General features: G+C 74.6%; 19 protein-coding genes. 18 read left to right on the top strand and 1 reads right to left on the bottom strand.

Going from position 1 to position 26138, the window contains the following annotated elements; genetic code table 11:
- The first annotated feature begins 63 nt into the window (after positions 1-63).
- The 13 genes from ACZ46W_RS28430 to ACZ46W_RS28370 all read left to right on the top strand — a co-directional run bounded on the left by ACZ46W_RS28430 (position 64) and on the right by ACZ46W_RS28370 (position 17865).
- Complete coding sequence (locus ACZ46W_RS28430; protein WP_468343439.1) at positions 64-1251, top strand: ROK family transcriptional regulator; 1188 nt, start codon at positions 64-66, stop codon at positions 1249-1251.
- A gap of 151 nt (positions 1252-1402) precedes the next feature.
- Positions 1403-2734, top strand: a complete 1332-nt coding sequence (locus ACZ46W_RS28425) for an ABC transporter substrate-binding protein (protein ID WP_468343263.1) — start codon at positions 1403-1405, stop codon at positions 2732-2734.
- A complete protein-coding gene (locus ACZ46W_RS28420; RefSeq protein WP_468343260.1) occupies positions 2731-3672 on the top strand; it encodes a carbohydrate ABC transporter permease in 942 nt (313 codons plus the stop codon). The genes ACZ46W_RS28425 and ACZ46W_RS28420 overlap by 4 nt, the downstream gene beginning before the upstream one ends.
- A gap of 5 nt (positions 3673-3677) precedes the next feature.
- A complete protein-coding gene (locus ACZ46W_RS28415) occupies positions 3678-4559 on the top strand; it encodes a carbohydrate ABC transporter permease (RefSeq protein ID WP_468343257.1) in 882 nt (293 codons plus the stop codon).
- Positions 4560-4564: 5 nt separating this feature from the next.
- Complete coding sequence (locus tag ACZ46W_RS28410; RefSeq protein ID WP_468343254.1) at positions 4565-5830, top strand: 6-phospho-beta-glucosidase; 1266 nt, start codon at positions 4565-4567, stop codon at positions 5828-5830.
- The gene (locus tag ACZ46W_RS28405; RefSeq protein WP_468343251.1) at positions 5821-6807 is read left to right on the top strand and encodes an N-acetylglucosamine kinase; all 987 of its coding nucleotides are present in this window, start codon (positions 5821-5823) and stop codon (positions 6805-6807) included. The genes ACZ46W_RS28410 and ACZ46W_RS28405 overlap by 10 nt, the downstream gene beginning before the upstream one ends.
- Positions 6808-6983: 176 nt before the next feature.
- The gene (locus tag ACZ46W_RS28400) at positions 6984-8402 is read left to right on the top strand and encodes a hypothetical protein (RefSeq protein WP_468343248.1); all 1419 of its coding nucleotides are present in this window, start codon (positions 6984-6986) and stop codon (positions 8400-8402) included.
- 350 nt (positions 8403-8752) lie between these two features.
- Positions 8753-9700: a glutamate ABC transporter substrate-binding protein gene (locus tag ACZ46W_RS28395; protein ID WP_468343436.1), complete on the top strand. Its 948-nt coding sequence runs from the start codon at positions 8753-8755 to the stop codon at positions 9698-9700.
- Between the two features lie 40 nt (positions 9701-9740).
- On the top strand, positions 9741-11009 hold the full coding sequence (locus ACZ46W_RS28390) for a hypothetical protein (RefSeq protein ID WP_468343245.1): 1269 nt from the start codon (positions 9741-9743) through the stop codon (positions 11007-11009).
- Entirely contained in the window at positions 11009-13561 is a 2553-nt protein-coding gene (locus ACZ46W_RS28385; protein ID WP_468343242.1) for a serine/threonine-protein kinase, read from the top strand. The genes ACZ46W_RS28390 and ACZ46W_RS28385 overlap by 1 nt, the downstream gene beginning before the upstream one ends.
- A 3-nt stretch (positions 13562-13564) precedes the next feature.
- Positions 13565-15139 (top strand): PP2C family protein-serine/threonine phosphatase, encoded by a 1575-nt coding sequence (locus ACZ46W_RS28380; protein WP_468343239.1) that lies wholly within the window; start codon positions 13565-13567, stop codon positions 15137-15139.
- Between the two features lie 79 nt (positions 15140-15218).
- Positions 15219-16586, top strand: a complete 1368-nt coding sequence (locus ACZ46W_RS28375; protein WP_468343235.1) for a vWA domain-containing protein — start codon at positions 15219-15221, stop codon at positions 16584-16586.
- 52 nt (positions 16587-16638) lie between these two features.
- A complete protein-coding gene (locus tag ACZ46W_RS28370) occupies positions 16639-17865 on the top strand; it encodes an FHA domain-containing protein (protein WP_468343232.1) in 1227 nt (408 codons plus the stop codon).
- Here ACZ46W_RS28370 and ACZ46W_RS28365 read toward each other — a convergent pair.
- On the bottom strand, positions 17862-18839 hold the full coding sequence (locus ACZ46W_RS28365) for a methyltransferase domain-containing protein (RefSeq protein ID WP_468343229.1): 978 nt from the start codon (positions 18837-18839) through the stop codon (positions 17862-17864). The two genes, ACZ46W_RS28370 and ACZ46W_RS28365, sit on opposite strands and share 4 nt — an antisense overlap.
- 92 nt (positions 18840-18931) lie before the next feature.
- Here ACZ46W_RS28365 and ACZ46W_RS28360 point away from each other — a divergent pair, with 92 nt between their 5' ends.
- From ACZ46W_RS28360 to ACZ46W_RS28340, 5 genes are all read left to right on the top strand, one after another.
- Positions 18932-19336: a globin gene (locus ACZ46W_RS28360; protein WP_366131341.1), complete on the top strand. Its 405-nt coding sequence runs from the start codon at positions 18932-18934 to the stop codon at positions 19334-19336.
- Positions 19337-19497: 161 nt separating this feature from the next.
- Positions 19498-19845 (top strand): hypothetical protein, encoded by a 348-nt coding sequence (locus tag ACZ46W_RS28355; RefSeq protein WP_468343226.1) that lies wholly within the window; start codon positions 19498-19500, stop codon positions 19843-19845.
- A gap of 5 nt (positions 19846-19850) precedes the next feature.
- Positions 19851-20552, top strand: a complete 702-nt coding sequence (locus ACZ46W_RS28350) for an ABC transporter ATP-binding protein (protein WP_468343223.1) — start codon at positions 19851-19853, stop codon at positions 20550-20552.
- A complete protein-coding gene (locus tag ACZ46W_RS28345) occupies positions 20549-22774 on the top strand; it encodes a hypothetical protein (protein WP_468343220.1) in 2226 nt (741 codons plus the stop codon). The genes ACZ46W_RS28350 and ACZ46W_RS28345 overlap by 4 nt, the downstream gene beginning before the upstream one ends.
- 148 nt (positions 22775-22922) lie before the next feature.
- Positions 22923-26138 carry an FtsX-like permease family protein gene (locus ACZ46W_RS28340; RefSeq protein WP_468343217.1) on the top strand — a complete coding sequence of 1072 codons (3216 nt, stop codon included), beginning with the start codon at positions 22923-22925 and terminating at the stop codon, positions 26136-26138.

Raw genomic sequence — 26138 nt, 5'->3', positions numbered from 1 at the left:
CTCGTGACCGGAACCTCCGGAACCACGCCCGGCACGCCCGGCACGCCACGCGTGCTGCGGGCCATGAACGACCGGGCCGCGCTCGATCTGCTGCTGGAGCACGGGCCCCTGTCCCGGACCCGGATCGGGAAGCTGACCGGACTGTCCAAGCCGACCGCCTCGCAGCTCCTGGCGCGGCTGGAGGCGGCCGGGCTGGTCGTGGCGACCGGGGTGACCGAGGGGCGACCGGGGCCGAACGCGCAGCTCTACGCCGTCAACGCGCGCGCCGCGTACGCCGCCGGGCTGGACGTGAACCCCCGGCGCATCCGCGCGGCCGTCGCCGACGTGACCGGCGCGGTGGCCGGGGAGTTCGAGCTGGCCACCCCGCAGCGGCCCGCCGGCGACGTCGTACGGCAGGTGACCGAGGCGCTGGACGGGGCGGTGAAGGCGGCCGGCATCACACGGGCCGAGGTGCACCGGCTGGTGATCGGCACGCCGGGCGCCTTCGACCCGTCGACCGGGCGCCTCCGGTACGCCTCCCACCTGCCGGGCTGGCACTCCCCCACGCTGCTGGAGGAGCTGGCGGCGGCCCTCCCCATGCCGGTCGAGTACGAGAACGACGTGAACCTGGTGGCGCTGGCCGAGCAGCGGCTCGGGGCGGCGCGGGGGCACGGGGACTTCGTCCTGCTGTGGAACGAGGAGGGGCTGGGCGCCGCGCTGGTGCTCGGTGGTCGGCTGCACCGGGGCTTCACCGGGGGCGCCGGCGAGGTCGGCTTCCTGCCCGTGCCGGGCGCGCCGCTGGTGCGGCAGGTCACCAGGGCGAACAGCGGCGGCTTCCAGGAGCTGGCCGGCGCCCAGGTGCTGCCCCGGCTGGCCCGCGAGTACGGCATCGACGACATCCCGCGCGGGGAACGCGGGGAGCGCGGCGAACACGCGGAGGTCGCCGCCGCGCTCCTGGCCAGGGCGGCGGCCGCGCCGGACTCGGAGCCCCACCGGCGGCTCCTCGACGCCTTCGCGACCGGGCTGGCCACCGGTCTCGCCTCGCTGGTCGCGGTCCTCGACCCCGAGCTGGTGGTGCTGTCCGGCGAGGTGATCGTCGCCGGGGGCGAGGCGCTGCGCACCCGCGTCCAGGCCGAGCTCGGCGAGCTGGCCGCCTCCCGGCCGCGGCTCGTCATCGGCGGCGTACAGCGACATCCCGTGCTGCGCGGCGCGCTGGAGAGCGCGCTGGCCGCCACGCGCGACGAAGTCTTCGACACCTCTCGCCACAGCTAGGGCGCGACGCCGGGCACCGGGCACCGGGCACGGCACCGGGCAGCGAACGGCGAGCACCGGGCAGCGATCCGGGACAGCGCACAGACGGTCCGCGAGCACGGAACGACTCGCGAGCGGAGAACAGCGAACGAAGCGAACTGGGAGACACCGCATGAAGCGCAGAACCGCCGCCGCAGCGCTCGCCTCGGCCGCCGCCGTAGCCCTGCTCACGTCCGCCTGTACGGGGTCGGCCGCGTCCGGCGCGAGCGATGACCCGAACGCCAAGGTCAGGCTGACGTTCTGGCACGGCTGGTCGGCGCCGAACGAGGTGAAGGCGGTGGACGCCGCCATCGACCGGTTCGAGGCCGCGCACCCCAACATCACGGTGAACGCCGTCCCCAACATCACCGACGACAAGATCCAGCAGGCGCTGCGCGCGGGCGGCTCGAACGCCCCGGACGTGGTGTCGTCCTTCACCACCGACAACGTGGGCAAGTTCTGCTCGTCCGGCGCCTTCGCCGACCTGAAGCCGTTCATCGAGAAGGCGAAGATCGACCTGGAGAAGACGTTCGCCAAGCCCCGCCTGGACTACACCCGGTTCGAGGGCAAGCGCTGCGCACTGCCGCTGCTGGGCGACGCCTATGGGCTGTACTACAACAAGGACGCCTTCAAGGAGGCGGGGATCACGGCGCCACCGAAGACGTGGAGCGAGTTCGACAAGGCCGCCGAGCAACTGACGAAGCCGAAGGGCGACTCCTACGAGCGGCTCGGCTTCATGCCCACCTTCCACGGGTACGAGTCCACGCCCGGCCACCTGGTCGCCCAGTGGAGCCCGACGTACTTCGACGAGAACGGCAAGTCCGCCATCGCCAAGGACCCCGCCTTCGCCGCCATGTTCACCTGGCAGAAGAACCTCGTCCGCAAGCTGGGCGGCTTCGAGAAGCTGGAGAGGTACCGCAACACCTTCGGTGACGAGTGGGGCGCCAAGCACCCCTTCCACACCGGCCAGGTCGCCATGCAGCTCGACGGCGAGTGGCGCCTGGGCATGACCGCCGACGCCAAGGTGCCCTTCGAGGTGGGCGTCGCGCCGCTGCCGGTCCCCGACGGCCAGGCCGCCGACTACGGCAAGGGCTACCTGTCCGGGACGATCGTGGGCATCGCCTCCACCAGCCGGAAGCAGAACGCCGCCTGGGAGCTGGTGAAGTACCTGACCACCGACACGGACGCGGTGGTGAACTTCGCCAACGAGCTGCGCAACGTCCCCTCCACGCACGCCGCGCTCGCCTCGCCGAAGCTGAAGCTCGACCCGCGCTTCAAGACGTTCCTGGACATCGCCCGGCACCCGAAGTCCAACACCACCCCCGCGTCCGTCAACGGGGGCGCCTACCAGGTGACCCTCCAGGAGTTCGGCTACCGGTACGAGGCCGGCAAGGTGGCCGACCTGAAGGCCGGCCTGGAGCGGACCGCCGCGCAGATCGACACGGACATCGAGAAGGCGAAGTGACGGTACGCACGCTGCGCGCGAAGCGCACCCGTGGCACGCTCCGCACCGTCGCCTTCCTCTCCCCCTGGCTGGTCGGCTTCGGCGTCTTCTTCGCCTACCCGCTCGTGTCGACCGTGTACTTCTCGTTCATGGACTACGACGGGTTCGGGGCGCCCGTCTTCAACGGCCTGGAGAACTGGCGTTACGTCTTCGCCGACTACCCGGCCTTCTGGCCGTCGATGGGGAACACCCTGTGGCTGGTGGTCGTCATGGTCACCTGCCGGGTCGTCTTCGGGCTGGGCGTCGGGCTGCTGATCACCAGGATCAGGACGGGCGCGGGCGTCTTCCGCACCTTGTTCCACCTGCCCTACCTGGCCCCGCCGGTCGCCGCGACGCTGGGGTTCGTCTTCCTGCTCAACCCCGGTACGGGCCCGGTCAACGCGATCCTCGCCGACCTGGGCCTGCCCGCCCCGGGCTGGTTCAACGACCCCGCCTGGTCCAAGCCCGCGCTGACGATGCTCGCGGTGTGGGGCGTCGGCGACCTGATGGTGATCTTCATGGCCGCCCTCCTCGACGTGCCGAAGGAGCAGTACGAGGCGGCCGAGCTGGACGGGGCGTCGGCGTGGCAGCGCTTCCGGTACGTCACGCTTCCCAACATCTCGCCGATCGTGATGTTCGCCGTGGTCACCGGGGTCATCCAGACCATGCAGTACTACACGCAGCCCCTCGTTGCCGGGAAGGTCGCCTCCGGGATCATCGGCAACAGCGGGCAGCAGTTCGAGCCGGGCTACCCGGAGCAGTCGACGCTGACCCTTCCGCAGCTCGTGTACAACCTCGGCTTCCAGCGCTTCGACTACGGCTCCGCCTGTGTCGTCGCCCTGGTGCTGTTCGCTCTCGCCATGGCCTGCACGGCGCTGCTGATGCGGCGCCGTGGCGGTCTCGTACAGGTGGGTGACTGACCGCCATGACCCATGTGCTGGACACGCCGCTGAAGGTCACGCCGGCCGCGCGCACGGCCCGCCGCAAGGCGGTGCTGCACTGGATCGCCGTGCACGCGCTGGGCGTGGCGGCCGCGCTGTTCTTCGTGCTGCCGTTCGTCTTCCTCTTCCTCACCTCGCTGATGAGCGACCAGCAGGCGCTCACCCGCGATCTCACCCCCGACACCTGGGAGTGGGGCAACTACGTCCGGGTGTGGGACACCCCCGGCTTCCTGACCTGGTGGCGGAACACCCTGCTCTACGCGGGGCTGGGAACGCTACTCACCGTGCTGTCGTCGATCCCCGTGGCGTACGCGCTCGCCAAGTTCCGCTTCCGGGGACGGCGGCCGGCGCTCATGCTGGTGATCTCGATGATGATGCTGCCGCCTCAGGTGATCATCATCCCGATGTACCTGTTCTGGGCCCGGCAGATGGACCTGTCCGGCTCCCTGTGGCCGCTGATCATCCCGATGGCGTTCGGTGACGCGTTCTCCATCTTCCTGCTGCGGCAGTTCCTCCTCACCATCCCGGACGAGTACCTGGACGCGGCCAGGGTGGACGGCTGCGGCGAGCTGAGGACACTCCTGCGGGTGGTTTTGCCGATGGCGAAGCCGGGCATCGCGGCTGTCGCGCTGTTCCAGTTCTTCTACGCCTGGAACGACTACTTCGGGCCGCAGATCTACGCGTCGGAGAACCCGGCCGCCTGGACGCTGAGTTACGGCCTGGAGTCCTTCAAGGGCGCGCACCACACCGACTGGAATCTGACCATGGCCGCGACCGTCCTGGTCATGGCCCCCGTGATCCTCGTCTTCTTCTTCGCCCAGAAGGCGTTCGTCGAGGGCGTCACGCTGACCGGAGTGAAGGGCTAGAAGGTATGAAGCTGGCTGTTGTGGGGGGCGGTTCCACGTACACCCCCGAGCTGGTCGACGGGTTCGCGCGGCTGCGCGACACCCTCCCCATCGGTGAGCTGGTCCTCGTCGACCCGGCCGCCGACCGCCTTGAGCTGGTCGGCGGGCTCGCCCGGCGGATCTTCGCCAAGCAGGGCCACCCCGGGCTGGTGACCACCACCTCCGACCTGGACGCCGGCGTGGCCGGCGCCGACGCCGTCCTGCTGCAACTGCGCGTCGGCGGACAGGCGGCCCGGCAGCAGGACGAGACGTGGCCGCTGGAGTGCGGCTGCGTCGGGCAGGAGACCACCGGGGCCGGCGGGCTCGCCAAGGCGCTGCGCACGGTGCCGGTCGTGCTGGACATCGCCGAGCGGGTACGGCGGTCCAACCCGCGCGCCTGGATCATCGACTTCACCAACCCGGTCGGCATCGTGACCAGGGCGCTGCTCCAGGCCGGGCACCGGGCCGTCGGGCTGTGCAACGTCGCCATCGGCTTCCAGCGGAAGTTCGCCCGGCTGCTGGACGTCCCGCCGGGCGCGGTCCACCTGGACCACGTGGGGCTCAACCACCTGACGTGGGAGCGCGGGGTGCGGCTCGGCGGGCCGGAGGGCGAGGACGTGCTGCCCGAACTGCTCGCCGAGCACGGGGACGCCATCGCCGACGACCTGCGGCTGCCTCGCCAGGTCCTGGACCGGCTGGGCGTGGTCCCCTCCTACTACCTGCGGTACTTCTACGCGCACGACGAGGTCGTACGGGAGATGCGCACCAAGCCGTCGCGCGCGGCGGAGGTAGCGGCGATGGAGCGGGAGCTGCTGCGGATGTACGGCGACCCCGCGCTGGACGAGAAGCCGGAGCTGCTCGCCAAGCGGGGCGGGGCCTTCTACTCGGAGGCGGCGGTGGACCTGGCGGCGGCGCTGCTGGGCGGTGCCGGCCCCGGTACCCAGGTGGTCAACACGTACAACCGGGGCACGCTGCCGTTCCTGCCGGACGACGCCGTGATCGAGGTCCAGGCCGCCGTGGACCGCTCCGGCGCCACGCCCCTGGCCGTGCCGGAGCTGGACCCGCTGTACGCGGGGCTCGTCGCCCATGTGTCGGCGTACGAGGACCTGGCGCTGGAGGCCGCGCTGCGCGGCGGGCGCGACCGGGTGTTCAAGGCGCTACTGGCGCACCCGCTGATCGGCCGGTACGAGGCGGCCGAGGGGCTCACCGACCGGCTGATCGCGCACAACCGGGAGCACCTGGCGTGGGCGTGACGGCCGCCGTCCTCGCGATCGACGCGGGCAACAGCAAGTCGGACGTGGCGTTCGTCGGCGAGGACGGCACGGTCCTGGCCTCGGCGCGCGGGCCCGGCTTCCAGCCGCCGAGGGTGGGCGTCGGGGCGGCGCTCGACGTGCTGGCGGCCACGGTCGGCGAGGCGCTCGCCTCCGCGCGGACGGATGTCGACGGCGTACGGCACGTGTCGGCCTGCCTGGCCAACGCCGACTTCCCCTCGGAGGAGGCGGAGTTGGCGGCCGCCGTGCACGCGCGCGCGTGGGGGCGCTCGGCCACGGTGCTCAACGACACGTTCGCGATCCTGCGGGCGGGCGTCGACGAGCCGCGGGGCGTGGCGGTGGTGTGCGGCGCGGGCATCAACTGCGTGGGCATGCTGCCGGACGGGCGCACCGCCCGCTTCCCCTCGGTGGGCCGCATCTCCGGTGACTGGGGCGGGGGTTCGTTCCTCGCGGACGAGGCGATGTGGTGGGCTGCCCGGGCGGAGGACGGGCGCGGTGAGCCGACGGAGCTGGCGCGTACCCTGCCCGCCCACTTCGGTCTGGACTCGGTGTACGCGCTGATCGAGGCGCTGCACCTGGGGAGCGTCCCGGCCGGGCGGCGGCACGAGCTGACGCCGGTGCTGTTCGCCACGAGCGCGGCGGGCGACCCGGTCGCGCGTGCCGTGGTGGAGCGGCAGGCGGAGGAGGTCGTCGCCCTGGCGGCGGTCGCCCTGGACCGGCTCGGGCTGCTGGACGAGGAGGTGCCGGTGCTGCTGGGCGGCAGCGTACTGGCGGCCCGGCACCCGGAGCTGACCGGCCGGATCGCCGAACTGCTGGCCGTCAAGGCGCCGAAGGCCGCCGTCCGCGTGGTGACCGAGCCCCCGGTGCTGGGCGCCGCGCTGCTGGGCCTGGACCACGTGGGGGCGCCCGCCGGGGCCCTGGCACGGGTGCGGGCGCACTACGGGCAGGGGCCGCGATAGCCGGGGCGGGGAACCGACCGGGACCGGGCGACGTGTACGGAGTGGGGAGATCGAATGGTGGTGCGAACGGGGCGGGGGCACCACGGCGGGCACGATAAGAACAAGATCGAGTCAAGCCTGGTGTGAAGACCGGCCCCTTTGGCCATACTGCGGTGAGCGACCGAGGGGGAGGTCACGTGACATACGCACCGGATGCGCCGGCCGCGCCGAGCACGCCACGTGCGCCGGCGACGCCCGCCGCGCCGCCACCGCCGCCACCGCCACCGCCGTCCGTGACGCCGCCCGCCGGGCGCGGGGCGTGGGCCGAGGGCGTGGCGCGGCTGCGTGCCGCCGCGACGACCGAGCCTGGGCGGCTGCGGATCATGGGTGCCGTCCTGGCCGTGCTGGTCGTGGCGTTCGGGGCGGTCACCGCGTTCGAGGTCGCCGACCGCGCGACGGCCGCCGACGACGTGGTGAACCGCAGTCAGCCGCTGAGCGCGGACGCGGCGGACATCTACCGCTCGCTCGCGGACGCCGACACCGCGGCCGCCGGGGGCTTCCTCGCCGGGGCGCAGGAGCCCACCGAGGTGCGCGAGCGGTACGAGAAGGACATCACCACCGCGTCCCGGCTGCTCGTCAAGGCCGCGGCGAACACGGACGGTTCATCGCCGTCCGCCCGTGACATCGCCACCCTCAACGAGTACCTGCCGCGCTACACGGGGCTCATGGAGCGCGCCCGCGCGGCCAACCGGCAGGGCCTGCCGCTGGGCGGCGCGTATCTGCGGTACGCCAACCAGCAGATGAGCACCCAACTGCTGCCCGCCGCCGAGCGGCTGTACGAGGCGGAGACCGCGCGGCTCGCCCAGGACGACCGGGACGCCCGCGCGTGGCCGTTCCTGTCGCTGGGCGCCGGGGTCGTGGTCCTGGCCGCCCTGCTGTGGGCGCAGCGCCGCACCTACCTGCGCACCAACCGGGTGTTCAACCAGGGCCTGCTGGCCGCCACCGCCGCGTCCACGGTGGTGCTGCTGTGGCTGGCGGCCGGGCACACGGTGGCGCGGGCGGAACTGAACGAGGCCAAGGTGCACGGCCAGGATTCGCTCAAGGTGCTGAACGAGGCGCGGATCAACTCCCTCAAGGCCCGCGCGAACGAGAACCTGACTCTGGTCGCCCGTGGCGCGGTGCTGACCGCCGACGGCAAGAGCGACAAGTACGAGACCGACTACGGCACGGGCATGCGCAAGTTGACCGCCGCGCTCGGCGAGGCGGGCCGGCTGGCCGACGACAACCCGGGCAAGGAGCCGGTCGCCGACGCCGCGCGGCGGGTGGCCGAGTGGCAGAAGCGCCACAAGGACGCCCGGGACACGGACGACGGAGGCGACTACGACGGCGCGCTGGCCAAGGTGATCGGCGCCAAGGGCTCCACCGGGGAGTCCTTCGACGACGTGGACGCGGCGCTGGAGAAGGCCCTGGACCACGAGCAGGGCGAGTTCACCCGCGCCGCCGACGACGGGCGCGGAGCGCTGACCGGCCTGCCGGCCGGCGCCGCCGCACTGGCGGTGCTGGGCGCGGCCGGGGCCATCATGGGGGTCAACCGCAGGCTGTCGGAGTACCGGTGAGGGCGAGGGGAGGCACGATGAAGGGCGACGACGACGCGGGCGCGCCGCACCCGGAGGGCGTGACGTGCCCGGACGGCGGCGCGTCCACGGCTGACGGCGGTGCCGCCGGCGCCTCCGGCACGGCCGCCGCTCACCCCGGGCCGCCGGCCGCCGGTGCGGGCCCCGAGGCGGCCCGACGCGAAGCGGCCGGCTCCGTCGGCACCGGCACGGGTGCCGGCCCCGGCGCGGACGTGGACGCCGCCGGCGGGCGCGGGCCCGGCGTGGGCGGCTCGGCCGCCACCGGGCGGGCGGCCAGGGGCGGGCGGGCCCGGGTGGCCGGGCGGCTGCGCGGGTGGGGCGGGGTCGGGGCGATGGCCGTGGCGTGCGGGCTGACCGCCGCGCTGACCCTGGTGCCGCTGTCGCGGAGCGACCTGGGCGCCTCCGAGGTGTCCGGCGTGGGCCGCGTCCTGACCGGCAAGGCCGACGCCTGCGAGGACCCGGAGGCCTCCCTGACGCCGTCCGCCGCCGACGGTCCGGCCATCGACGCCATCAAGGCGCGCGGCAGGCTCGTCGTGGGCGTGGACCAGAACAGCTACCGGTGGGGGTACCGCGATCCGGCCAGCGGCGAGCTGGAAGGGTTCGACATCGACCTCGCCCGGGCCATCGCCGAGGACATCCTCGGCAGCCGGGAGGCCGTCATCTTCCGCGCCATCCCCACCAACCAGCGCATCGCCGCCCTGGAGAACGGGACGGTCGACCTGGTGGTGCGCACGATGACGATCAATTGCAGCCGCATCAAGCAGGTCGCCTTCTCCACCGCCTACTTCCAGGCCGGGCAGCAGGTCCTCGCGCCCGAGCTGTCCGACGTCAAGGGGTACGACTCCTCGCTCAAGGGCAAGCGGGTCTGCTCGGCGGAGGGTTCGACGGCGTACGAGGCGCTGGAGAAGAACTCGTTCGGCGCCGTCTTCAAGGACGAGCACGACGGCCGGCCCGAGGACGAGGACATCCTCACCGTGCCCAACCAGCTCGACTGCCTGGTGCGGCTCCAGATGGGCGAGGTCGACGCGGTCGTGACCGACAACGCGCTGGCCGCCGGCCAGGCGGCCCAGGACCCGGCCGTCGAGCTGAAGGGCAAGCCGTTCACGACGGAGTACTACGGCGTCGCCGCGAAACTCGGCAACGACGACCTGGTGCGGCGCGTCAACCAGGTGCTCGTCGACTATCGCAAGGGGGCGTGGGGGAAGGCGTACGACACCTGGCTGCGCCCCGTCCTGCCCGGCATAGCCGGGCCGCCGGCGCCGAAGTACCGGACCGGCTGACCTTCTTGAGACCCTGCGGGCACGAGTGGAGAGGTGATCGATGGGCGTCACGGGACCCCCTGGGCCGGTGATGGACCGGGACGAGGTGGACCGTGCGCTGGCGCGGCTCGGGGCGGAGCACAAGGCGGTCGAGGACTCGCTGCTCGCCCTCCAGGACCACGCGGGCCGCAGACTCCTCGAAGGCGCCGAGCTGACCGGCACGACCAAGGACCGCTGGGCCACCACCGAGCAGACGATCACCCTGCTGTGGACGTACTTCGACGCGTACACGGCGGCGTTGAACGAGGCGCGCGAGGTGCGCGCCCGGCGCCGGTGGCCCGGCCGCGAGGAGCTGGCCGAGCTGACGGAGCGGCTGCGCGGCGAGAGCGTGACCGTATCGGGTACGTCGGCCAAACTGGCCGAGCGGTTCACGCTGGAGCGGCTGGTGGACCGGATGAACGAGCTGTACGCGAGCTCCCTCGACATGGTGGTGACGGCGGACGCGGTGTGGTCCGCGCTGCCCGCCCGGATAGACCTCCTGGCGGCCGAGCTGCACCGCACCCGCTCGCTGGCGCACTCGGTGGGGGTACGGCCCGGTGAGCACCCGGCGGGGGACGAGCTGGAGTCCATCACGCACGAGCTGGCGACACTGCGGGCGCAGGTGGTGACCGACCCGCTGGCGTTCTGGCGCCCGGCGGCGGGCAGTTCGGCGCCCGGCGGCGGGCGGCCGGACACCGACCGGTACGACCGGGCGGCACGCGCGCTGGAGGACGTGCGCCGCGAGATCGAGGCGGTGCTCCAGGTCCGGCAGGACTCCGAGACACGGCTGCTGCGGCTGCGGGACGTCCTCTCGCGCGCCGACCGGACGCTCGCCGAGGCGCGGGCGGCCCGGGGCGAGGTGCTCGCCAAGATCGCCGCATCGGAGGTGCCGGCGGTCAGCGGTCCGCCGACCGCCCTCCAGGAGCGGCTCGCGACGGCCGCCGAGTACCGGCGGCACGCCCAGTGGCACCGGCTGTCCCCGCTGCTGGAGGCGTTGGAGCGGGAGGCGGAGGACGAACTGCTGCGGGCCCGGGAGCAGTTGACGGCGGTCACCGCGCCGCTCGCGGTCCGGGCGGAGCTGCGCGGCCGGCTCGACGCGTACAAGGCGAAGGTCGCCCGGCACGGCCTGGCGGAGGACCCGCTGCTGATCGAGCGGTACGACGCGGCGCGCCGCATGCTGTGGAGCGCCCCGTGCGACCTGCGGGTCGCCGAGCAGGCGGTGCTGCGCTACCAGCAGGCGGCCGCCGAGGCGCTGTCCGGGTCCGGGCCGGCCGACCGGAGGGGGATGTGATGAACGGCACGTGTCAGCGGCCCGGTTGCGGGGGCTCGTACGAGGACATGGGCGGCGGTGAGCTGTACTGCGACACCTGCGGCCTGGCCCCGGTCGTGTCGGCGACGGGGATGGTGGCGTCGCCGCCGACGGGGATCGCCGGCGGCGGCAAGGGGTCGGCGGGCAGCGCCCGGTCGTCGTCCGGATCGTCCTCGCCGTCGTCCCGGTCGTCCCGGTCGTCGACCTCGCGGCGCTCGGTGTCGGGGCGGCTGTCGCGGTCACTGTCGGGCGGGACGGGGTCCTCGCGGTCGGTGTCGGTGCGCAGTTCGGGTTCGTCCACCGGCCAGTCGGGGCGGGGCAGGCTGGGCGCGGGGCTCGTGTCGATCCCGGCCGTGCCGCGCCCCGATCCGCGCTCGGTGGTGATGGCGAACCCGGAGGTCCCGGAGCGGAAGCGATTCTGCTCCCGTTCGGACTGCGGGGCGCCGGTGGGGCGGGCGCGCGGTGACCGGCCGGGGCGTACGGAGGGCTTCTGCACCAAGTGCGGCCACCCGTACTCGTTCGTGCCGAAGCTGCGCGCCGGGGACGTCGTGCACGGCCAGTACGAGGTGGCCGGGTGCCTGGCGCACGGCGGGCTGGGCTGGATCTACCTCGCCGTGGACCGGGCGGTCTCCGACCGGTGGGTGGTCCTCAAGGGCCTGCTGGACACCGGGGACCAGGACGCGATGGCCGCGGCGATCTCGGAACGGCGCTTCCTCGCCGAGATCGAGCACTCCAACATCGTCCGCATCTACAACTTCGTGGAGCACCTGGACCAGCGGACGGGCTCCCTCGACGGCTACATCGTCATGGAGTACGTCGGCGGCAAGTCCCTGAAGGACATCGCCAACGGGCGGCGCGGGCCGGACGGGCGGCGCGACCCGCTGCCGGTGGAGCAGGCGTGCGCGTACGGCATCGAGGCGCTGGAGGCGCTGGGCCACCTGCACAGCCGCAACCTGCTGTACTGCGACTTCAAGGTCGACAACGCGATCCAGACCGAGGACCAGCTCAAGCTGATCGACATGGGCGCGGTGCGGAGGATGGACGACGACGAGTCGGCCATCTACGGCACGGTCGGCTACCAGGCGCCGGAGGTGGCGGAGGTCGGCCCGTCGGTGGCGTCCGACCTGTACACGGTGGCGCGGACGCTGGCGGTGCTGACGTTCGACTTCCAGGGCTACACCAACGTGTTCGTGGATTCGCTGCCGGACCCGGACAACATCGAGGTGTTCCGGACGTACGAGTCGTTCTACCGGCTGCTGGTAAGGGCCACCGACCCCGACCCGGCGCGCCGGTTCGCCTCGGCGCAGGAGATGGCCGAGCAGTTGACGGGCGTGCTGCGGGAGGTGGTGGCCCTCCAGACGGGCCGCCCCCGCCCGGCCCTGTCGACGCTGTTCGGCCCGGAAACGCGCGTGACGGACACCCGGTTGTTCGCCGAGCCGGACGGCGAGGTGTCGGCCCTGGGCGCCCGGGAGGTGCCGAAGGGACTGGGCCTGTTCGGACGCGGGCCCGTGCCGACGACGTCCGCACCGGCGACGCCCGTACCGGCGCCCGTCGGGGGCGCCGTCCCCGCGCCGCGTACGGAACCGGCCGCCGTGGCCCTCACGCCGCTGCTCGCCCCGCTCGACGCCCGCGCCACCGCGCTGGCGCTGCCCGTGCCGCACGTCGACCCCGGCGACCCGAACGCGGGGTTCCTGGCCGGGCTCATGGCGTCCGCGCCGGCCGAGCTGATCGCCGCCCTGCACACCGCCCCGGCGGCCTCCCTCGAACTGCGGCTGCGCGAGCTGCGCGCCCGCCTCGAAATGGGCGAACCCGGCTCGGCGGTCCGGCTGCTGACGACCCTGGAGGCCCAGCACCCCGACGACTGGCGGGTCGTCTGGTACCGGGGCGTGGTGGCCCTGGCGACCGGCGACAACGAGAACGCCGCCCTGTCGTTCGACGCGGTCTACGACGCCTTCCCGGGCGAGCCGGCGCCCAAGCTGGCGCTCGGCGTGTGCGCCGAGGTGCTGGGCCAGTTGGACAACGCGGCCGAGTACTACCGGCTGGTGTGGACGACGGACCCGAGCCACGTGAGCGCCGCGTTCGGTCTGGCGCGGGTGCGGCTGGCCGCGGGCGACCGCGGCGGAGCCGTCCAGGTGCTGGAGTCGGTGCCGGAGGCGTCGATCCACTACACGGCCGCGCGCGTGGCGGCCGTACGGGCCCGGCTGCGGCGCCGTTCCGCCGCCGAGCCGCTGATCGGCGACCTGACGGCGGCGGCCGACCAGGTGTCCGTGCTGCGGCAGTTCGGGCTGGACGCGGTGCGTCACGAACAGTTGTCCACAGAGGTGCTGGGCAAGGCCCTGGACTGGGTACTCTCCGGTAGTCCCGGAGCGGGGAACGTACGGACCCCGCTGCTGGGCAGCGAACTGGACGAGCGCGGCCTGCGCCTCGGACTGGAACGCTCCTACCGGGTGCTCGCCCGGCTCGCTCAGCGGGGCGAGGAGAGGATCGACATGGTGGAGCGGGCCAACCGCTTCCGCCCCCGGACATGGGTGTGATTGATGTCGCAGAGGCACCAGCTCTCCGCCTGTCCCGGCTGCCAGGAGCCGCTGGAGTCGGGCGACCTGTTCTGCGGTGCGTGCGGGTACGACCTGTCGGCCGTACCTCCGCCGCCGCAGGACCGTCCGACGATGGTCATGGGCTCCCCCGGCTCGGCCGGCTCCACTGCCTCTCCGGGCTCCCCGGTGGGCGGCGCGGCATGGCCCACGGCCCCGGCGGCGCCGCCGTCCGGCGGCCTGCCGGGAGACCAGCCGGACGGCCGGCCGGCCCCGGATCCCTCGGCGGTACGGTTCGACGCCCGCACCACGGACGACGGCGACTTCGAACTCCCGGCGCCCACCACCGGTTCGGCGCCCGCCGCCGGTTCGGCGCCCGCCGCCGGTTCGGCGCCCGCCCCGGGGGCCGCGCCCGGAAGTGCGGCCGCCCCCTGGGAAGCGGCGCACGCGCCCGTCCCGGAGGGCGCCCCCCAGCCCGGCCCCGGAGCGTGGGCGCCCGCCGAGCCGGCCTCGCCGCACGCCACGGGCGAACCGCACGCCACGGGCGCGCCGGACGGCACCGGCGCGCCGGACGGCACCGGCGCGCCGGGCGGCGCGGGCGTGCCCGATCCGCGGGCGGCCGGGCACGCGACGGCTCCGGCGGCCGCCGGGGCCAGGGTGTGCGTGGCCTGCCGGGCGGGGCAGGTGGACGCGGACGGGTACTGCGAGAACTGCGGGCACGCCCAGCCGCGAGAGCGTGACCACATGGAGGAGGAGCTGGGCGCGGTCGCCGCCGTGAGCGACCGGGGTCTGCGCCACCACCGCAACGAGGACGCGTTCGCCGTGTCGTCGACCGCCCTGCCGGACGGCTCGCCGGCCGTCGTCGCGATCGTCTGCGACGGGGTGTCGTCGGCGACCCGCCCCGACGAGGCCTCGGCGGCCGCCGCGGCCGCCGCCAACGAGTCGCTGCTGGCCTCCCTCCCACGCGGTACGCACCCGCAGGCGGCGATGCACGACGCGATCGTCGCCGCCTCCGAGGCGGTCAACGCCCTGGCGGCCGGCGACGGCCGGGACGCGGGGGCGATGGAGCACGACCCGCACCGCCACCAGAACGCCCCGGCCTGCACGCTCGTCGGCGCGGTCGTCGCCGGTGGCCTGCTGGTCGTCGGCTGGGTCGGCGACAGCCGCGCCTACTGGGTGCCGGACGACCGGGGCGGCCCGCCGGCCCGGCTCACCGAGGACGACTCGTGGGCCGCGCAGATGGTCGCGGCGGGCCTGATGAACGAGGCCGAGGCGTACGCGGACGAGCGCGCCCACGCCATCACGGGCTGGCTGGGGGCCGACGCGTACGAACTGGAGCCCCACACGGCCGCGTTCAAACCGGACCGCCCCGGCGTCGTCGTGGTGTGCACCGACGGGCTGTGGAACTACGCGGAGGGGGCGGAGGACATGGCGCGGGTCGTACCGCCCGACGCGGCCGCCCGCCCGCTGCACAGCGCCCAGGTCCTGGTCGGACACGCGCTCGACGGCGGCGGCCACGACAACGTAACAGTGGCCGTCCTGCCGTTCGCCGTGGCGCCCCAAGGGGCAGGATCGGCCTGACCGTTTCGTCCGACGACCAACCGCCCTTCCCCTTACGTCTGTTGTGTGTGCGGAGTCCGAGTCTCCAGGAGCCGATCAGATGGCGAACTTCTCCAAGTCGAACGTGCCGCAGTTCTCGGTGGACGTGTACCAGAACGAGTACCTGCCGGAGGGCGGGCGCGAGGTCAACGCGATCGTCACGGTCACCTCGACGGGCGGCGGCACCAGCGGAGGGGTGCCGCTGGCGGGGACCTCGGTCTCGCCCTCCCACATACCGGGGCAGGCGCCGGCCGCGGCGGTCGTCATCATGGTCGACTGCTCCGGCTCCATGGACTACCCGCCGACGAAGATGCGCAACGCGCGGGACGCCACGGCCGCCGCGATCGACACCCTGCGCGACGGGGTCGCCTTCGCGGTGGTCGCCGGCACCCATGTCGCGAACGAGGTCTACCCGGGCGGCGGGCGGTTGGCCACCGCCGGGGCGCGTACCCGCGCCGAGGCGAAGGAGGCGCTGCGCAAACTGAGCGCGGGCGGCGGCACCGCGATCGGCACGTGGCTGACGCTCGCCGACCGGCTGCTGGCGTCCGCCGACGCACCGATCCGGCACGGCGTCCTGCTGACCGACGGCCGCAACGAGCACGAGACGCCGGAGGACCTGCGGGCGGCCCTCGACGCCTGCGCGGGCCGCTTCACCTGCGACGCCCGGGGTGTGGGAACGGACTGGGAGGTCAAGGAGGTCACCGGGATCGCCTCGGCGCTGCTCGGCACGGCCGACATCGTCGCCGATCCGGCGGGCCTCGCCGCGGACTTCACGCGGATGATGGAGAACGCGATGGGCAAGGAGGTCGCCGACGTCAGCCTGCGCCTGTGGACCCCGGTGGGGGTCGAGATCGTCTTCGTCAAGCAGGTGGCGCCGACGGTGGAGGAGCTGACGGACCGGCGTACGGAGGCGGGGCCCCGGGCCGGTGACTACCCGACCGGCTCGTGGGGCGACGAGTCCCGCGACTACCACGTGTGCGTCCGGGTGCCGGAGGCGGGGATCGGCCAGGAGATGCTCGCGGCCCGTGTCTCGCTGATCCTCCCCGATCCCGCGGGCGGTGCGCCGCAGCCCCTGTCGCAGGGTCTGGTACGGGCCGTGTGGACCGACGACATGGCGGCCTCCACCTCCATCAACCCCCAGGTCGCGCACTACACAGGACAGGCCGAACTGGCACAAGTCATCCAGCAGGGACTGGATGCCCGCAAGTCCGGCGATTTCGACGGCGCGACGGCGAAGCTCGGCCGCGCCGTGCAGTTGGCGGCCGCTTCCGGGAACGCGGACACCGCGAAACTCCTTTCGAAGGTGGTGGACGTGGTCGACGCGGCGACAGGTACTGTGCGACTGAAGGCGAAGGTCGCGGAAGCGGACGAGATGACACTCGAAACCCGCTCCACCAAGACGGTTCGCGTGAAGAACATCCGGAAATAGGTCACGATCTGCACGGCCCGCGGGCCGGTTGAGGAGAGGGGGAAGCGCCGACATGCCGACCTGCCCGAACGGACACCAGTCGGGTTCCGACGACTGGTGCGAGGTCTGCGGCCACCGCATGACCGGGGCGGGCGCGCCTGCGGGTGCCGTTCCGCCGCCGCCTCCTCCGCCCCCGCCGCCGCCCGCGTACGGCTACCCCGGCCCGCCCGGACCCGGTGGCCCCGGCGCTCCCGGGGGCCCCGGTGGGCCCGGCGGCTTCCCGGGCGGTGACCCGAACGCCACCGCCCAGGCGGAGCTGTGCCCGCAGTGCCGTACTCCGCGCGAGGCCATGGCGCCGTTCTGCGAGGAGTGCCGGTGGAACTTCCTCACCAACACGGCGACCTCGTACACCCCCGTGGCACCGCCCCAGAGCCGCCCCGGCGGCCCCGGCGGCCCCGGCGGTCCGCCGCCCGGGCTGAACCTGCCGCCCGGCTTCCAGTCCCAGCCGCCGTCGCCGCCCCAGCCGCAGGCGCCGCGCCCGCCGGACCCGTACGAGTACCAGGGCTCCCGCCCGTCGCAGATGAACCGCCCGGCCGAACCGCTGCCGCCCGAGCCTTCCACGCCCCAGCGCCCGCCGCAGGGCCCCCCGCCGGGTCCGCCGCCTGTTCCCCAGGGGTTCCAGCAGCCCGGCCCGCCGCCTCCGCAGGCCTTCCAGCAGCCCGGCCCGCCGCCCCCGCCGCAGCCCCGGCCGCAGGCCCAGCCCCAGCCGACCGGTGGTGGCGGGGACGACTGGATGCTGCCGCCGCCCGCACAGCAGCAGCCGCAGCAGCAGCCGCCCCAGGCACCCCAGCCGCAGCCGCAGCCGCCCCATCAGCAGCCGCAGCAGCAGGCGCCCGCGGGCTGGACGGCGGTCGTCGCGCCCGACCGTGAGTACTTCATGGCGATGATGCGGCGCAGCGGCCCCGAGGCCGCGGGTCTCAACCTGCCCGCGTACTCCCCGGAGCAGCGGCTGCCGCTGTCCGGCAACCAGATCAGCATCGGCCGCCGACGGCACTCCACGGGCGAGTCACCGGACATCGACCTGTCCGTGCCGCCGGAGGACCCGGGCGTCTCCCACCAGCACGCGGTGCTGGTGCGGCAGCCGGACGGCTCGTGGGCGGTCGTCGACCAGAACTCCACCAACGGCACCACGCTCAACGGCGCCGAGGACCCGATCCAGCCCTATGTCCCCGTCCCGCTCAAGGACGGCGACCGGGTCCATGTGGGCGCCTGGACGACGATCACCATCCGGCGCGGCTAGGCCCTGGCCACCAGGGGCCAGCTATAGGGCCCCTCGGGGTCGTCCAGCCACGCCCACTGGTGCTCGCCGCTGACCGTCACGCCGAATCGTTCCCGCGCGGGGCGCCGCTCGCGCTGCCACAGCGAGTACGCCTCGTGCGGGTCCAGGCTGCCCGCGGTCAGCGTCAGCAGGAAGCGGAACAGCTCGTTATCGGTGGCGTGCCGGGGCAGCCCGCCCGTGTGCACCGGCGCGGGCGGGGTCCCGCCGCGCAGCGGCACGAAGTACGCGGACGTGTGCAGGAACCGCCCCTCGGCGTGCTCGGCGTCCCGCACCCGCAGCCGGATGAGCCCGGTGGACAGCGGCGCCAGGACGCGGGCGCCGGGGCGGCACTGCGCGAGCCACGCGGTCGGTACGGAGGACACCGCGCAGGTCGCGATGACCGCGTCGAACGGGGCCCGCTGCGGGCAGCCGCGCGCCCCGTCGCCGGTGACCACGACCGGGTGGTAGCCGGCCGCCGCCAGGTGGGCGCGGGCCGCCTCCGTGATGTCCTCGTCCAGGTCGATGGTGGTCACCCGCTCGTCGCCCAGCCGGTGCGCCAGGAGCGCCGCGTTGTACCCGGTCCCGGCGCCGATCTCCAGGACGGCGTCCCCGTCCCGTACCTCCAGCGCGTGCAGCATTCCGGCCATCAGGGACGGCTGGCTGGCGGACGAGACCAGTTCCCCGTCCCGTACCCGGGTGGCGAGCGGCCGGTCCAGGTAGGCGCCCTCCAGCCAGCGCCTCCGCCGGTCCGGGTCGGAGTCCTCGCACCACAGCCGCTCGTAACCCCCCATGACGCCCACGTAGAAGTACGGCACGAACAGGTGTCGGGGCACCTGTTCGAACGCCGCCCGCCAGGCCGGGTCCTGGAGGTCCCCGCCGGCGGCGATCTCCCGCACCAGCTCGCGCCGCGCCTCGGCGGCGGCTTCGGCGAACGGATCCTCTCGGTGTGTGCGCATATCTCCACCATGCTGCGCGCGCGGCGCAGGCGAGTAGCCCGCGAGGTCCTAGGGCCCGGGTCCTCGGCCGGGGCGTCTGAGACGATGGACTCGTGAATGAGATCCCGCGCGGCACGCTTCAGGAGCAGACCTTCTACGAGCAGGTCGGCGGCGAGCCCACCTTCCGGCGCCTCGTCCACCGCTTCTACCAGGGCGTCGCCCAGGACCCCCTGCTGCGGCCGATGTACCCGGAGGAGGACCTGGGGCCGGCCGAGGAGCGGCTGGTGCTGTTCCTCATGCAGTACTGGGGCGGCCCCCGCACCTACAGCGACAACCGCGGCCACCCCCGGCTCCGGATGCGGCACGCCCCCTTCACCGTGGACCGGGCGGCCCATGACGCCTGGCTGAAGCACATGCGTGCGGCGGTCGACGAGCTCGGCCTCTCGGAGGAGCACGAGCGGACGCTGTGGAACTACCTGACGTACGCCGCCGCGTCGATGGTGAACACCCCGGACTGAGGCGGTTCACACTCGGTGACGGGTAAGTGACAGAAAAGGTTCCGGCCAACTCCGCCGCACCCCGTCCCCATGGGCACCCACGACCCCCTAAGTTCACAGCCGCAACACATCGAACGGGCATCCGCAGTCGGCGGGTGCCCCTCGTCTTGTGGAGGTGCGACGTGCGACGGAGGACCACACGGCTGGGTGCCGTGGCGATCGCGACGGTGACGGCGCTGCTCGGTGCCGGTACCGCCTTCGGTGACACCTTCTACGTCTACGAGGGCGAGGACTTCGGCTACATCGGCCGGGACCACAAGTACGCCGGGGTATGCGACCGCGAGTACGACGGCTTCAACGTCTACGTCAACTTCAAGCGGACGACGCCGGACACCGTCGTGCGCATGGAGGAGACGAACGGCTACTGCAAGACCTCCTCGACCGGTACGTACTCGATCTACACCATGCAGACGTGCGAGAACCGTCCGCTGGTGTCGGACGCGTGCTCCGCCTGGAAGAGGCACCCCTGACCGTCATGACCGCACCCACCGTCATGGTCTCCGGGCTGACCTGCGAGCTCGGCGGCCGCACCCTGCTGCGGGACGCCGGGATGACCGCCCGCCCCGGCGAGTCCGTCGCCGTCACCGGGCCCAGCGGCAGCGGCAAGTCCACCCTGCTCTCCTGCCTCGCCGGGCTGCACCGCCCCCGTGCCGGGACCATCCGGGTGTGCGGCACCGACACCGCCGCGCTGCGGCCCGCCAAGGCCGCGGCGTGGCGGCTGAACACCCTCGGCTTCGTCTACCAGTTCGGCGAGCTGCTGCCCGAGCTGAGCGCGGTCGAGAACGCCGCCCTGCCGCTGCTGATCGCCGGGAAGGGCCGCCGGGAGGCGTACGGGACGGCCGGGCGGCTGCTGCGCGAGCTGGGCGTGGGCAAGGTGGCCGACTCGCCCGCGGGCGTCCTGTCCGGCGGGGAGCGCCAGCGGGTCGCGGTGGCCCGCGCGCTGTCGACCCGGCCGCCGGTGGTGCTCGCCGACGAGCCGACCGGGGCGCTCGACGAGCGGGCCACGGACGATGTGTGCGCGCTGCTGTTCGGGCTGCCCGTCCAGTACGGCTGCACGCTGGTCGTGGTCACGCACAATCCCGTGGTCGCCTTCTACGCCGACCGCCAACTGACCCTCCGGGACGGCGCGTTGCACGAGGCCACGGACACCACCGACACCACCGCGGCGGGCGCGTGAGCGGGGCCCGGCGCCGTGGCGCGACCGCACACCTGCTCGCCGTGGGCCGCCGCGCCTCGGCCGGGGCGGGCGGGGCGGCCGGCCGGCGCGATCCCCGGCTGACCGTCCAGGCCCTGGCCCTGGTGCTCGCCGCGATGGCGGCGGCGCTGCTGGTGTGGTCCGCGCAGGCGGTGCACGCCGTGTACGAGGGGCGGGACTCGCGCGTCTCGGCCCGGCTGCCCGTGCCCGCCGCGCAGCCCGGTACGGAGCCGGCCGCGTGGTGGACGCAGAGCGACGACAGCTTCCGGGAGTGGACCTTCTCGGTGGTGTACCTGGAGCCCGCCGCCCCCTCCGCTCCCCTGCCGCCCGGCCTGCCCCGCTGGCCGGAGCCGGGGGAGGCGTTCGTGTCACCGGCCCTGCTCGACGCCATGCCGGCGGCCAGCACCCGGTTCGGCCGGCTCGCGGGCACGGTCGCGGAGGAGGGGCTGGCCGACGCCGGAGAGCTCTTCGTGTACGCCCGCCCGTCGGCCGGCGTGACCATCCGGGGGTACGAGACGACGCTGGGGATCACCGGCTTCGGCGCCGAGCGGCCGGCCGGCCCGCCGTACTTCGTCAGCCAGTCGTTCGACCGGCCGGAGAGCGACCTGTACTGGCTGCTGGTCCCCCAGCTCGGGCTGCCCGTCGCCGTGCTCCTCGTCGTCGCCTCCCGGCTCGGGGCCCGGCAGCGGGACCGGCGGCTCGCGGTGCTGTACGCGATCGGCGGCGGGCGTTCCGTACGCGCGAGGATCGCGGCCGGGGAGTGCCTGCGTCCACTGGCGGCCGGGACGCTCCTCGCGGGCCTGCCGCTGCTGGTCGTCACGCTCACCGGCGTACGGCTGCCGCTGACCGGTTACGAGGTGGCGGCGGCCGATCTGGCGCCGCTGCGGTGGCAGTTCCCGATCGCGCTGGCGGCCGGCTGGGTGGCCCTGTGCCTGCTGTTCGCCGCGCTGCACCTGCGGGTGCGGCCCGCCGGGCCGGGGCGGCCCCGGCCCGCGCGGCCCCTGCCGTCGGCCTGGCCCGGCGTGCTGAGCGGCATCGGTGGCCTGGCGGTGGTGTCCGGGGCGGCGGCGGGCGGGGCGATGGGCATCCGGCTCTTCGTGCTGGGTACGACCCTGACGCTCATCGGGCTGCCCCCGCTGCTGGGGCGGGCGGCGGCCCGGGTGTCCGTCAGGCTGACCGGGCGCGGCACGGGCAACGCGGCGCGGCTGGTCGGCGGGCGCTGGGCGGCCGCCCACCCCGCGGTGATCGCCCGGGCGGGCGCGGCCCTCGTCGTCATGCTGGGCCTGGTCGCGCAGGCCGTGGTGATGGTGACCGACCTGACGAGCGAGGCCCGCAACGCCACGGTGCTCGGTGAGCGTTTGGACGACCGGCTCCTGGAGGTCTACAGCGCGCCCACGGGCGAGGCGGCCAACGCGCGGTTCACCGCCGCGCTGGCCCCGGAGGACCGGGTGCTGCGGGTGGTGCCGGGCGGCGGCCCGTCCGGCTCCGGACCGCCCGTGCTGCGCGGGGACTGCCGTGACCTCGCGGCGCTGGGGGCCATGCGGTCCTGCCCCCGGGACCGGCCCGTGCCGGTGCAGGAGGTCTACCGCGAACGCACGCCCCGAACGGAGGCACTGCGCTGGATGAGCTTCGGACTCGTGCACGTCCAGGCGGCCGCCTCCCGGGAGCGGTTGCTGAAGGAGCAGGGGCCCTTCGTCGTCCTGACGAGCGGGCCGGAGGGGCGGGAGCGGGCGGAACGGGCCGCCCGTGCGACGCTGCCGCTGCCGCACGTCGGTGTTCCCGGGGACACCAGTGTCATCGGTGCCCAGGCCCGGGCGCGGCAGGCCGACTGGGTGGTGCTGGTGGCGGCCGTCGGGTTCCTGCTGCTCGCGTTCACGGGGGCCGCCGGGCTGCTGCACGCCTTCCTGGACCGGGCCGACGAGCTGCGGGCGCTGGCCGGGTACACCTCGGGCGCGCGGTTCCATCTGCGGGTCGCCTGGTGGGGCATGGGCGTTCCGATGGCGTGCGCGCTGGGCCTGGCCGCGCTGTTGGCGGGGGTCCTGGCGGCGGTGAACCTCGGTTTCCTCTCCCCGTCGGGGAGTTCACCGCTCGGGCTGCTGGGCGGCGGGCTGGCGCTGGCGGTGGTGGTGTGCGGGGCGGCGACCGTACTGGGCGGGTGGCTGGGCGCCCGGTTCACGCACCGGTGGGTGCCGCGCGGCGACTGAGGCGTACGGACGTGCCCGCAGGGCGGTACCGCGGCGCCGGATAACGGTCACGATCCAGTCAAGGTCCGCCCGCAAGCGGTTACTCGGGCGCGTGCCCTCTGAAAGCATCCGTTGAACGATCAGGCGTTCGACGGCGCTGGGGGGCTGTGTGACCGGCTTTGTGTTCCTGCGCGTCCGCGCGCACCGGTTACTTCTGGCCGCCGCGCTCCTCGCCGTCCTGCTGACCACGTCGGTACTCGCCGCGCTGGCCGCCTTCTCGGGGTCCATCGGCGACGCCGCCCTCCGCCACACCCTGCACGGCCGGGCCGCCTCCGCGGCCTCGCTCGTGGTCACCGCCCACGTCCCGCTGGAGCGCCGCGACGCCGCCGACCAGGCCGCCCGGGAGGGGGCCCGCGAGGCGTTCGGCGGGCTGCCGGTGACCGTACGGAAACTGGAGCGCTCCGGTTCGTACGCCCTGCCGCGGGCGCTCCAGCCGCCCACCGCCCGCACGGGCGAGCCCGACCTCACCCACTTCGCCGCCCTGGACCGCTCGCGCGTCCGCCTGGTCCGGGGCACCTGGCCCGTCTCCGGTGCGCGGATCCAGGCCGCGCTCCCCGCGGCCGCCGCCCGGAAACTCAGCCTGGAGCCCGGGGACCGGCTCACGGTCACCGACCGGCTCGGCGGGAAGCCCGTCACGGTGAGGATCACCGGCCTGTACCGGCCGGCCGACCCCGCCGACCCGTACTGGCGGTTGGACACGCTCGGCGGCCGTGGCGTCCGCACGGTGGTCTTCACCACATACGGTCCCCTGCTCACCGACCCGGCGGTGCTCGGCTCCGGCCGGGTCAGCGCCGACGAGACGTCCTGGCTGGCCTCCGCCGACTTCCGCACGCTCACCACCGACGACATCGGTGCTCTGCGCGAGGCGGCGACGTCCGGTCCCGCCGCCCTCGCCACCGACCCGGCGTTCGGTGGCGCGGCGACCGCGCGCACCTCTCTGCCGACCGCCCTCGGCGAGACCGAACGGGCGCTGCTGGTGGCGCGCTCGACGCTGATGATCGTGGCCGTGCAGTTGGTGCTGCTCGCCGCGTACGCGCTGCTGCTGGTCGCCCGGCTGCTCGGCACGGAACGGGCGGGCGAGACCGAGCTGCTGCGGGCCCGGGGCGCCTCGCGACGGCGGATCGCCGCGCTCGCGGCGGTCGAGGCGCTGCTGCCGGCCGTACCGGCGGCGGTGGTCGCGCCGTTGCTGGCCGGGCCGCTGACGCGGCTGCTGGCCTCCGGCGGTTCGCTCGACCGGATCGGGCTGCGGCTCGAGGACGCCCCGGCCGGTCAGGTGTGGCTGGTGGCCGTCGGGGTGGCGGTGTGCTGCGCGGCCGCCGTGGTGGCGCCGGCGCTCGCGGCGGCCGCCGGTCCGGTGCGGTTGCCGCGCGGGCGGGCGGGCACGTTGCCTGCGCCGGTGCGGGCGGGTGCGGACGTCGGGCTGCTGGTGATCGCGGCGGTGGCGTACTGGCGGCTCGACCGGCAGACGGCTTCCTCGGGCAGCGGGGTGCTGAGCGGGGGCCGGGACGGCGGCCTGGGCATCGACCCCCTGCTGGTGGCGGCGCCCGCGCTGGCGCTGCTGGCCGGGACGGTGCTGACGCTGCGGCTGCTGCCGCCCGCCGCCCGGCTGGCGGAGCGGCGCGCGGCGGGCGGGCGCGGGCTGTCGGTGGCGCTGGCGGGCTGGCAGTTCAGCCGGCGCCCGCTGCGCGGGGCGGGCCCGGTGCTGCTGCTGGTGCTGGCCGTGGCGATGGGCATGCTGGCGATCGGTCAGGGCGCTTCGTGGGACCGGTCGCAGCGCGACCAGGCGGACTTCGCGACCGGCGCGTCCATCCGCGTACTGGACGACCGGACCGGTGATCCGGGCCGCGCGGGGGCGTACGCGCGGCTGCCCGGGGTACGGGACGCGGCGCCCGCCCACCGCGCGGTGACGGAGCTGCCGGGCGACCGCTCGGCGACCGTGCTGGCGCTGGACACCGCCCGCGCCCGTGAACGGCTGCTGCTGCGCGGTGACCTGGCGGACGAACCGCCCGGCCCGCTGCTCGACCGGGTCGCCCCGCCGCGCGAGGCCCGGCCCGGGGTGCCCCTGCCGGACGGCACCGTGCGGCTGCGGCTCACCACCCGGGTGACCGGCGCGGGCGGCGCCGTCGACGCCGCCGTGACGGTGGAGGACCGCCACGGCCTGGCCTACCGGCTGCCGCTCGACGAGGACGGCACCGTCGACCTGGGCGCGGCCTCCGGCGGCCCCGCCGGTCCGGTGACCGTGACCGGTGTGGAACTGTCCGGCCCGCTGCCCTACGAGAAGGGCGAGCGGCACCGGTTCACGCTGGAGCGGCTGGTCGCCGTCACGTCGGACGGCGCCGAACGGCCGGTACCGGCGGCGTCGTTCGCCACCTGGCGCGGGCGGCTCACCCACAGCGAGGACGCCGCCCGGGTCAAGCCCGTGACGGTCACGTCCTCCGCCCGTACGCCGCTGACCGTGGCCTACGACCCGGGCGTCACGCTCGTCGACCCCCGCTTCGACCCGCACCACTTCACGGTCCTCGCCACCGCGCCGCCCCCGGCTCGCGCGGACGCGGTGCCCGCGATCGCGACCGACGCGTTCCTCGACGCCGCCGGGGCGCGGCGCGGCCAGAGCCTGGACGTGACGCTCGCGGGCCGCCAGGTGCGGGTGACGGTCGTCGGCACCGTACGGGACCTGCCGACGACCACCTCCGGTGCCCTTCTGGTCGACCTGGACGCGGTGAACCGCACCGGGCTCGCCCTCGCGCCCACCGAATGGTGGCTCACCCCCGCCCCGGGCCGGGCCGCCGGGGTCGCGGCGGCGCTGCGGGCGCAGCCCGACCGGGACCGGGCGCAGGTGCTGGTGCGCGACGAGGCGGCCGCCGAGCTGCTGGGCGACCCGCTGGGCGCGGGGCCGCGCTCGGCGCTCATGGCGGTGGCGGCGGCCGCGGCCGCTCTGGCGGCGGTGGGCTTCGCGGTGAGTGCGGCCGGGACGGTGCGGGAACGGGCCGCCGAGTTCGCGGTGTTGCGGGCGCTGGGCGCGCCGCGCCGCCGCCTGGCCAGGCTGCTGGCGGCCGAACAGGGCCTGCTCGTCGGCATCGCGCTGCTGCTGGGCCTCGCCCTCGGCACCGTACTGACCCGGGCCGTCGTGCCGCTGGTGGTCCTGACCGGCCGGGCGGCGCAGCCGGTGCCGCGCGTGCTGGTCGAACTGCCGCCGGGGCAGGTGGCCGTGCTGCTGGCGGCCGTGGCGGCGCTGCCCCTGCTGACGGTGGCCGCCATCGCGCTGCGCCGCCACGACCCGGCCGTCACGCTGCGGCACCAGGCCCCTGCCCCGGGAGGCAACTGA

Source organism: Streptomyces sp. NPDC031064 (assembly GCF_055570965.1).
Note: the sequence above shows the minus strand (reverse complement) of the source record. Positions and strands in the feature narration are given on the sequence as shown.

Coding starts and splice junctions, on each gene's coding strand:
- ACZ46W_RS28430 (WP_468343439.1), top strand. CDS start 64: ATGAACGACCGGGCCGCGCTCGATCTGCTGCTGGAGCACGGGCCCCTG.
- ACZ46W_RS28425 (WP_468343263.1), top strand. CDS start 1,403: ATGAAGCGCAGAACCGCCGCCGCAGCGCTCGCCTCGGCCGCCGCCGTA.
- ACZ46W_RS28415 (WP_468343257.1), top strand. CDS start 3,678: ATGACCCATGTGCTGGACACGCCGCTGAAGGTCACGCCGGCCGCGCGC.
- ACZ46W_RS28410 (WP_468343254.1), top strand. CDS start 4,565: ATGAAGCTGGCTGTTGTGGGGGGCGGTTCCACGTACACCCCCGAGCTG.
- ACZ46W_RS28395 (WP_468343436.1), top strand. CDS start 8,753: ATGGCCGTGGCGTGCGGGCTGACCGCCGCGCTGACCCTGGTGCCGCTG.
- ACZ46W_RS28390 (WP_468343245.1), top strand. CDS start 9,741: ATGGGCGTCACGGGACCCCCTGGGCCGGTGATGGACCGGGACGAGGTG.
- ACZ46W_RS28385 (WP_468343242.1), top strand. CDS start 11,009: ATGAACGGCACGTGTCAGCGGCCCGGTTGCGGGGGCTCGTACGAGGAC.
- ACZ46W_RS28380 (WP_468343239.1), top strand. CDS start 13,565: ATGTCGCAGAGGCACCAGCTCTCCGCCTGTCCCGGCTGCCAGGAGCCG.
- ACZ46W_RS28375 (WP_468343235.1), top strand. CDS start 15,219: ATGGCGAACTTCTCCAAGTCGAACGTGCCGCAGTTCTCGGTGGACGTG.
- ACZ46W_RS28370 (WP_468343232.1), top strand. CDS start 16,639: ATGCCGACCTGCCCGAACGGACACCAGTCGGGTTCCGACGACTGGTGC.
- ACZ46W_RS28365 (WP_468343229.1), bottom strand. CDS start 18,839: ATGCGCACACACCGAGAGGATCCGTTCGCCGAAGCCGCCGCCGAGGCG.
- ACZ46W_RS28350 (WP_468343223.1), top strand. CDS start 19,851: ATGACCGCACCCACCGTCATGGTCTCCGGGCTGACCTGCGAGCTCGGC.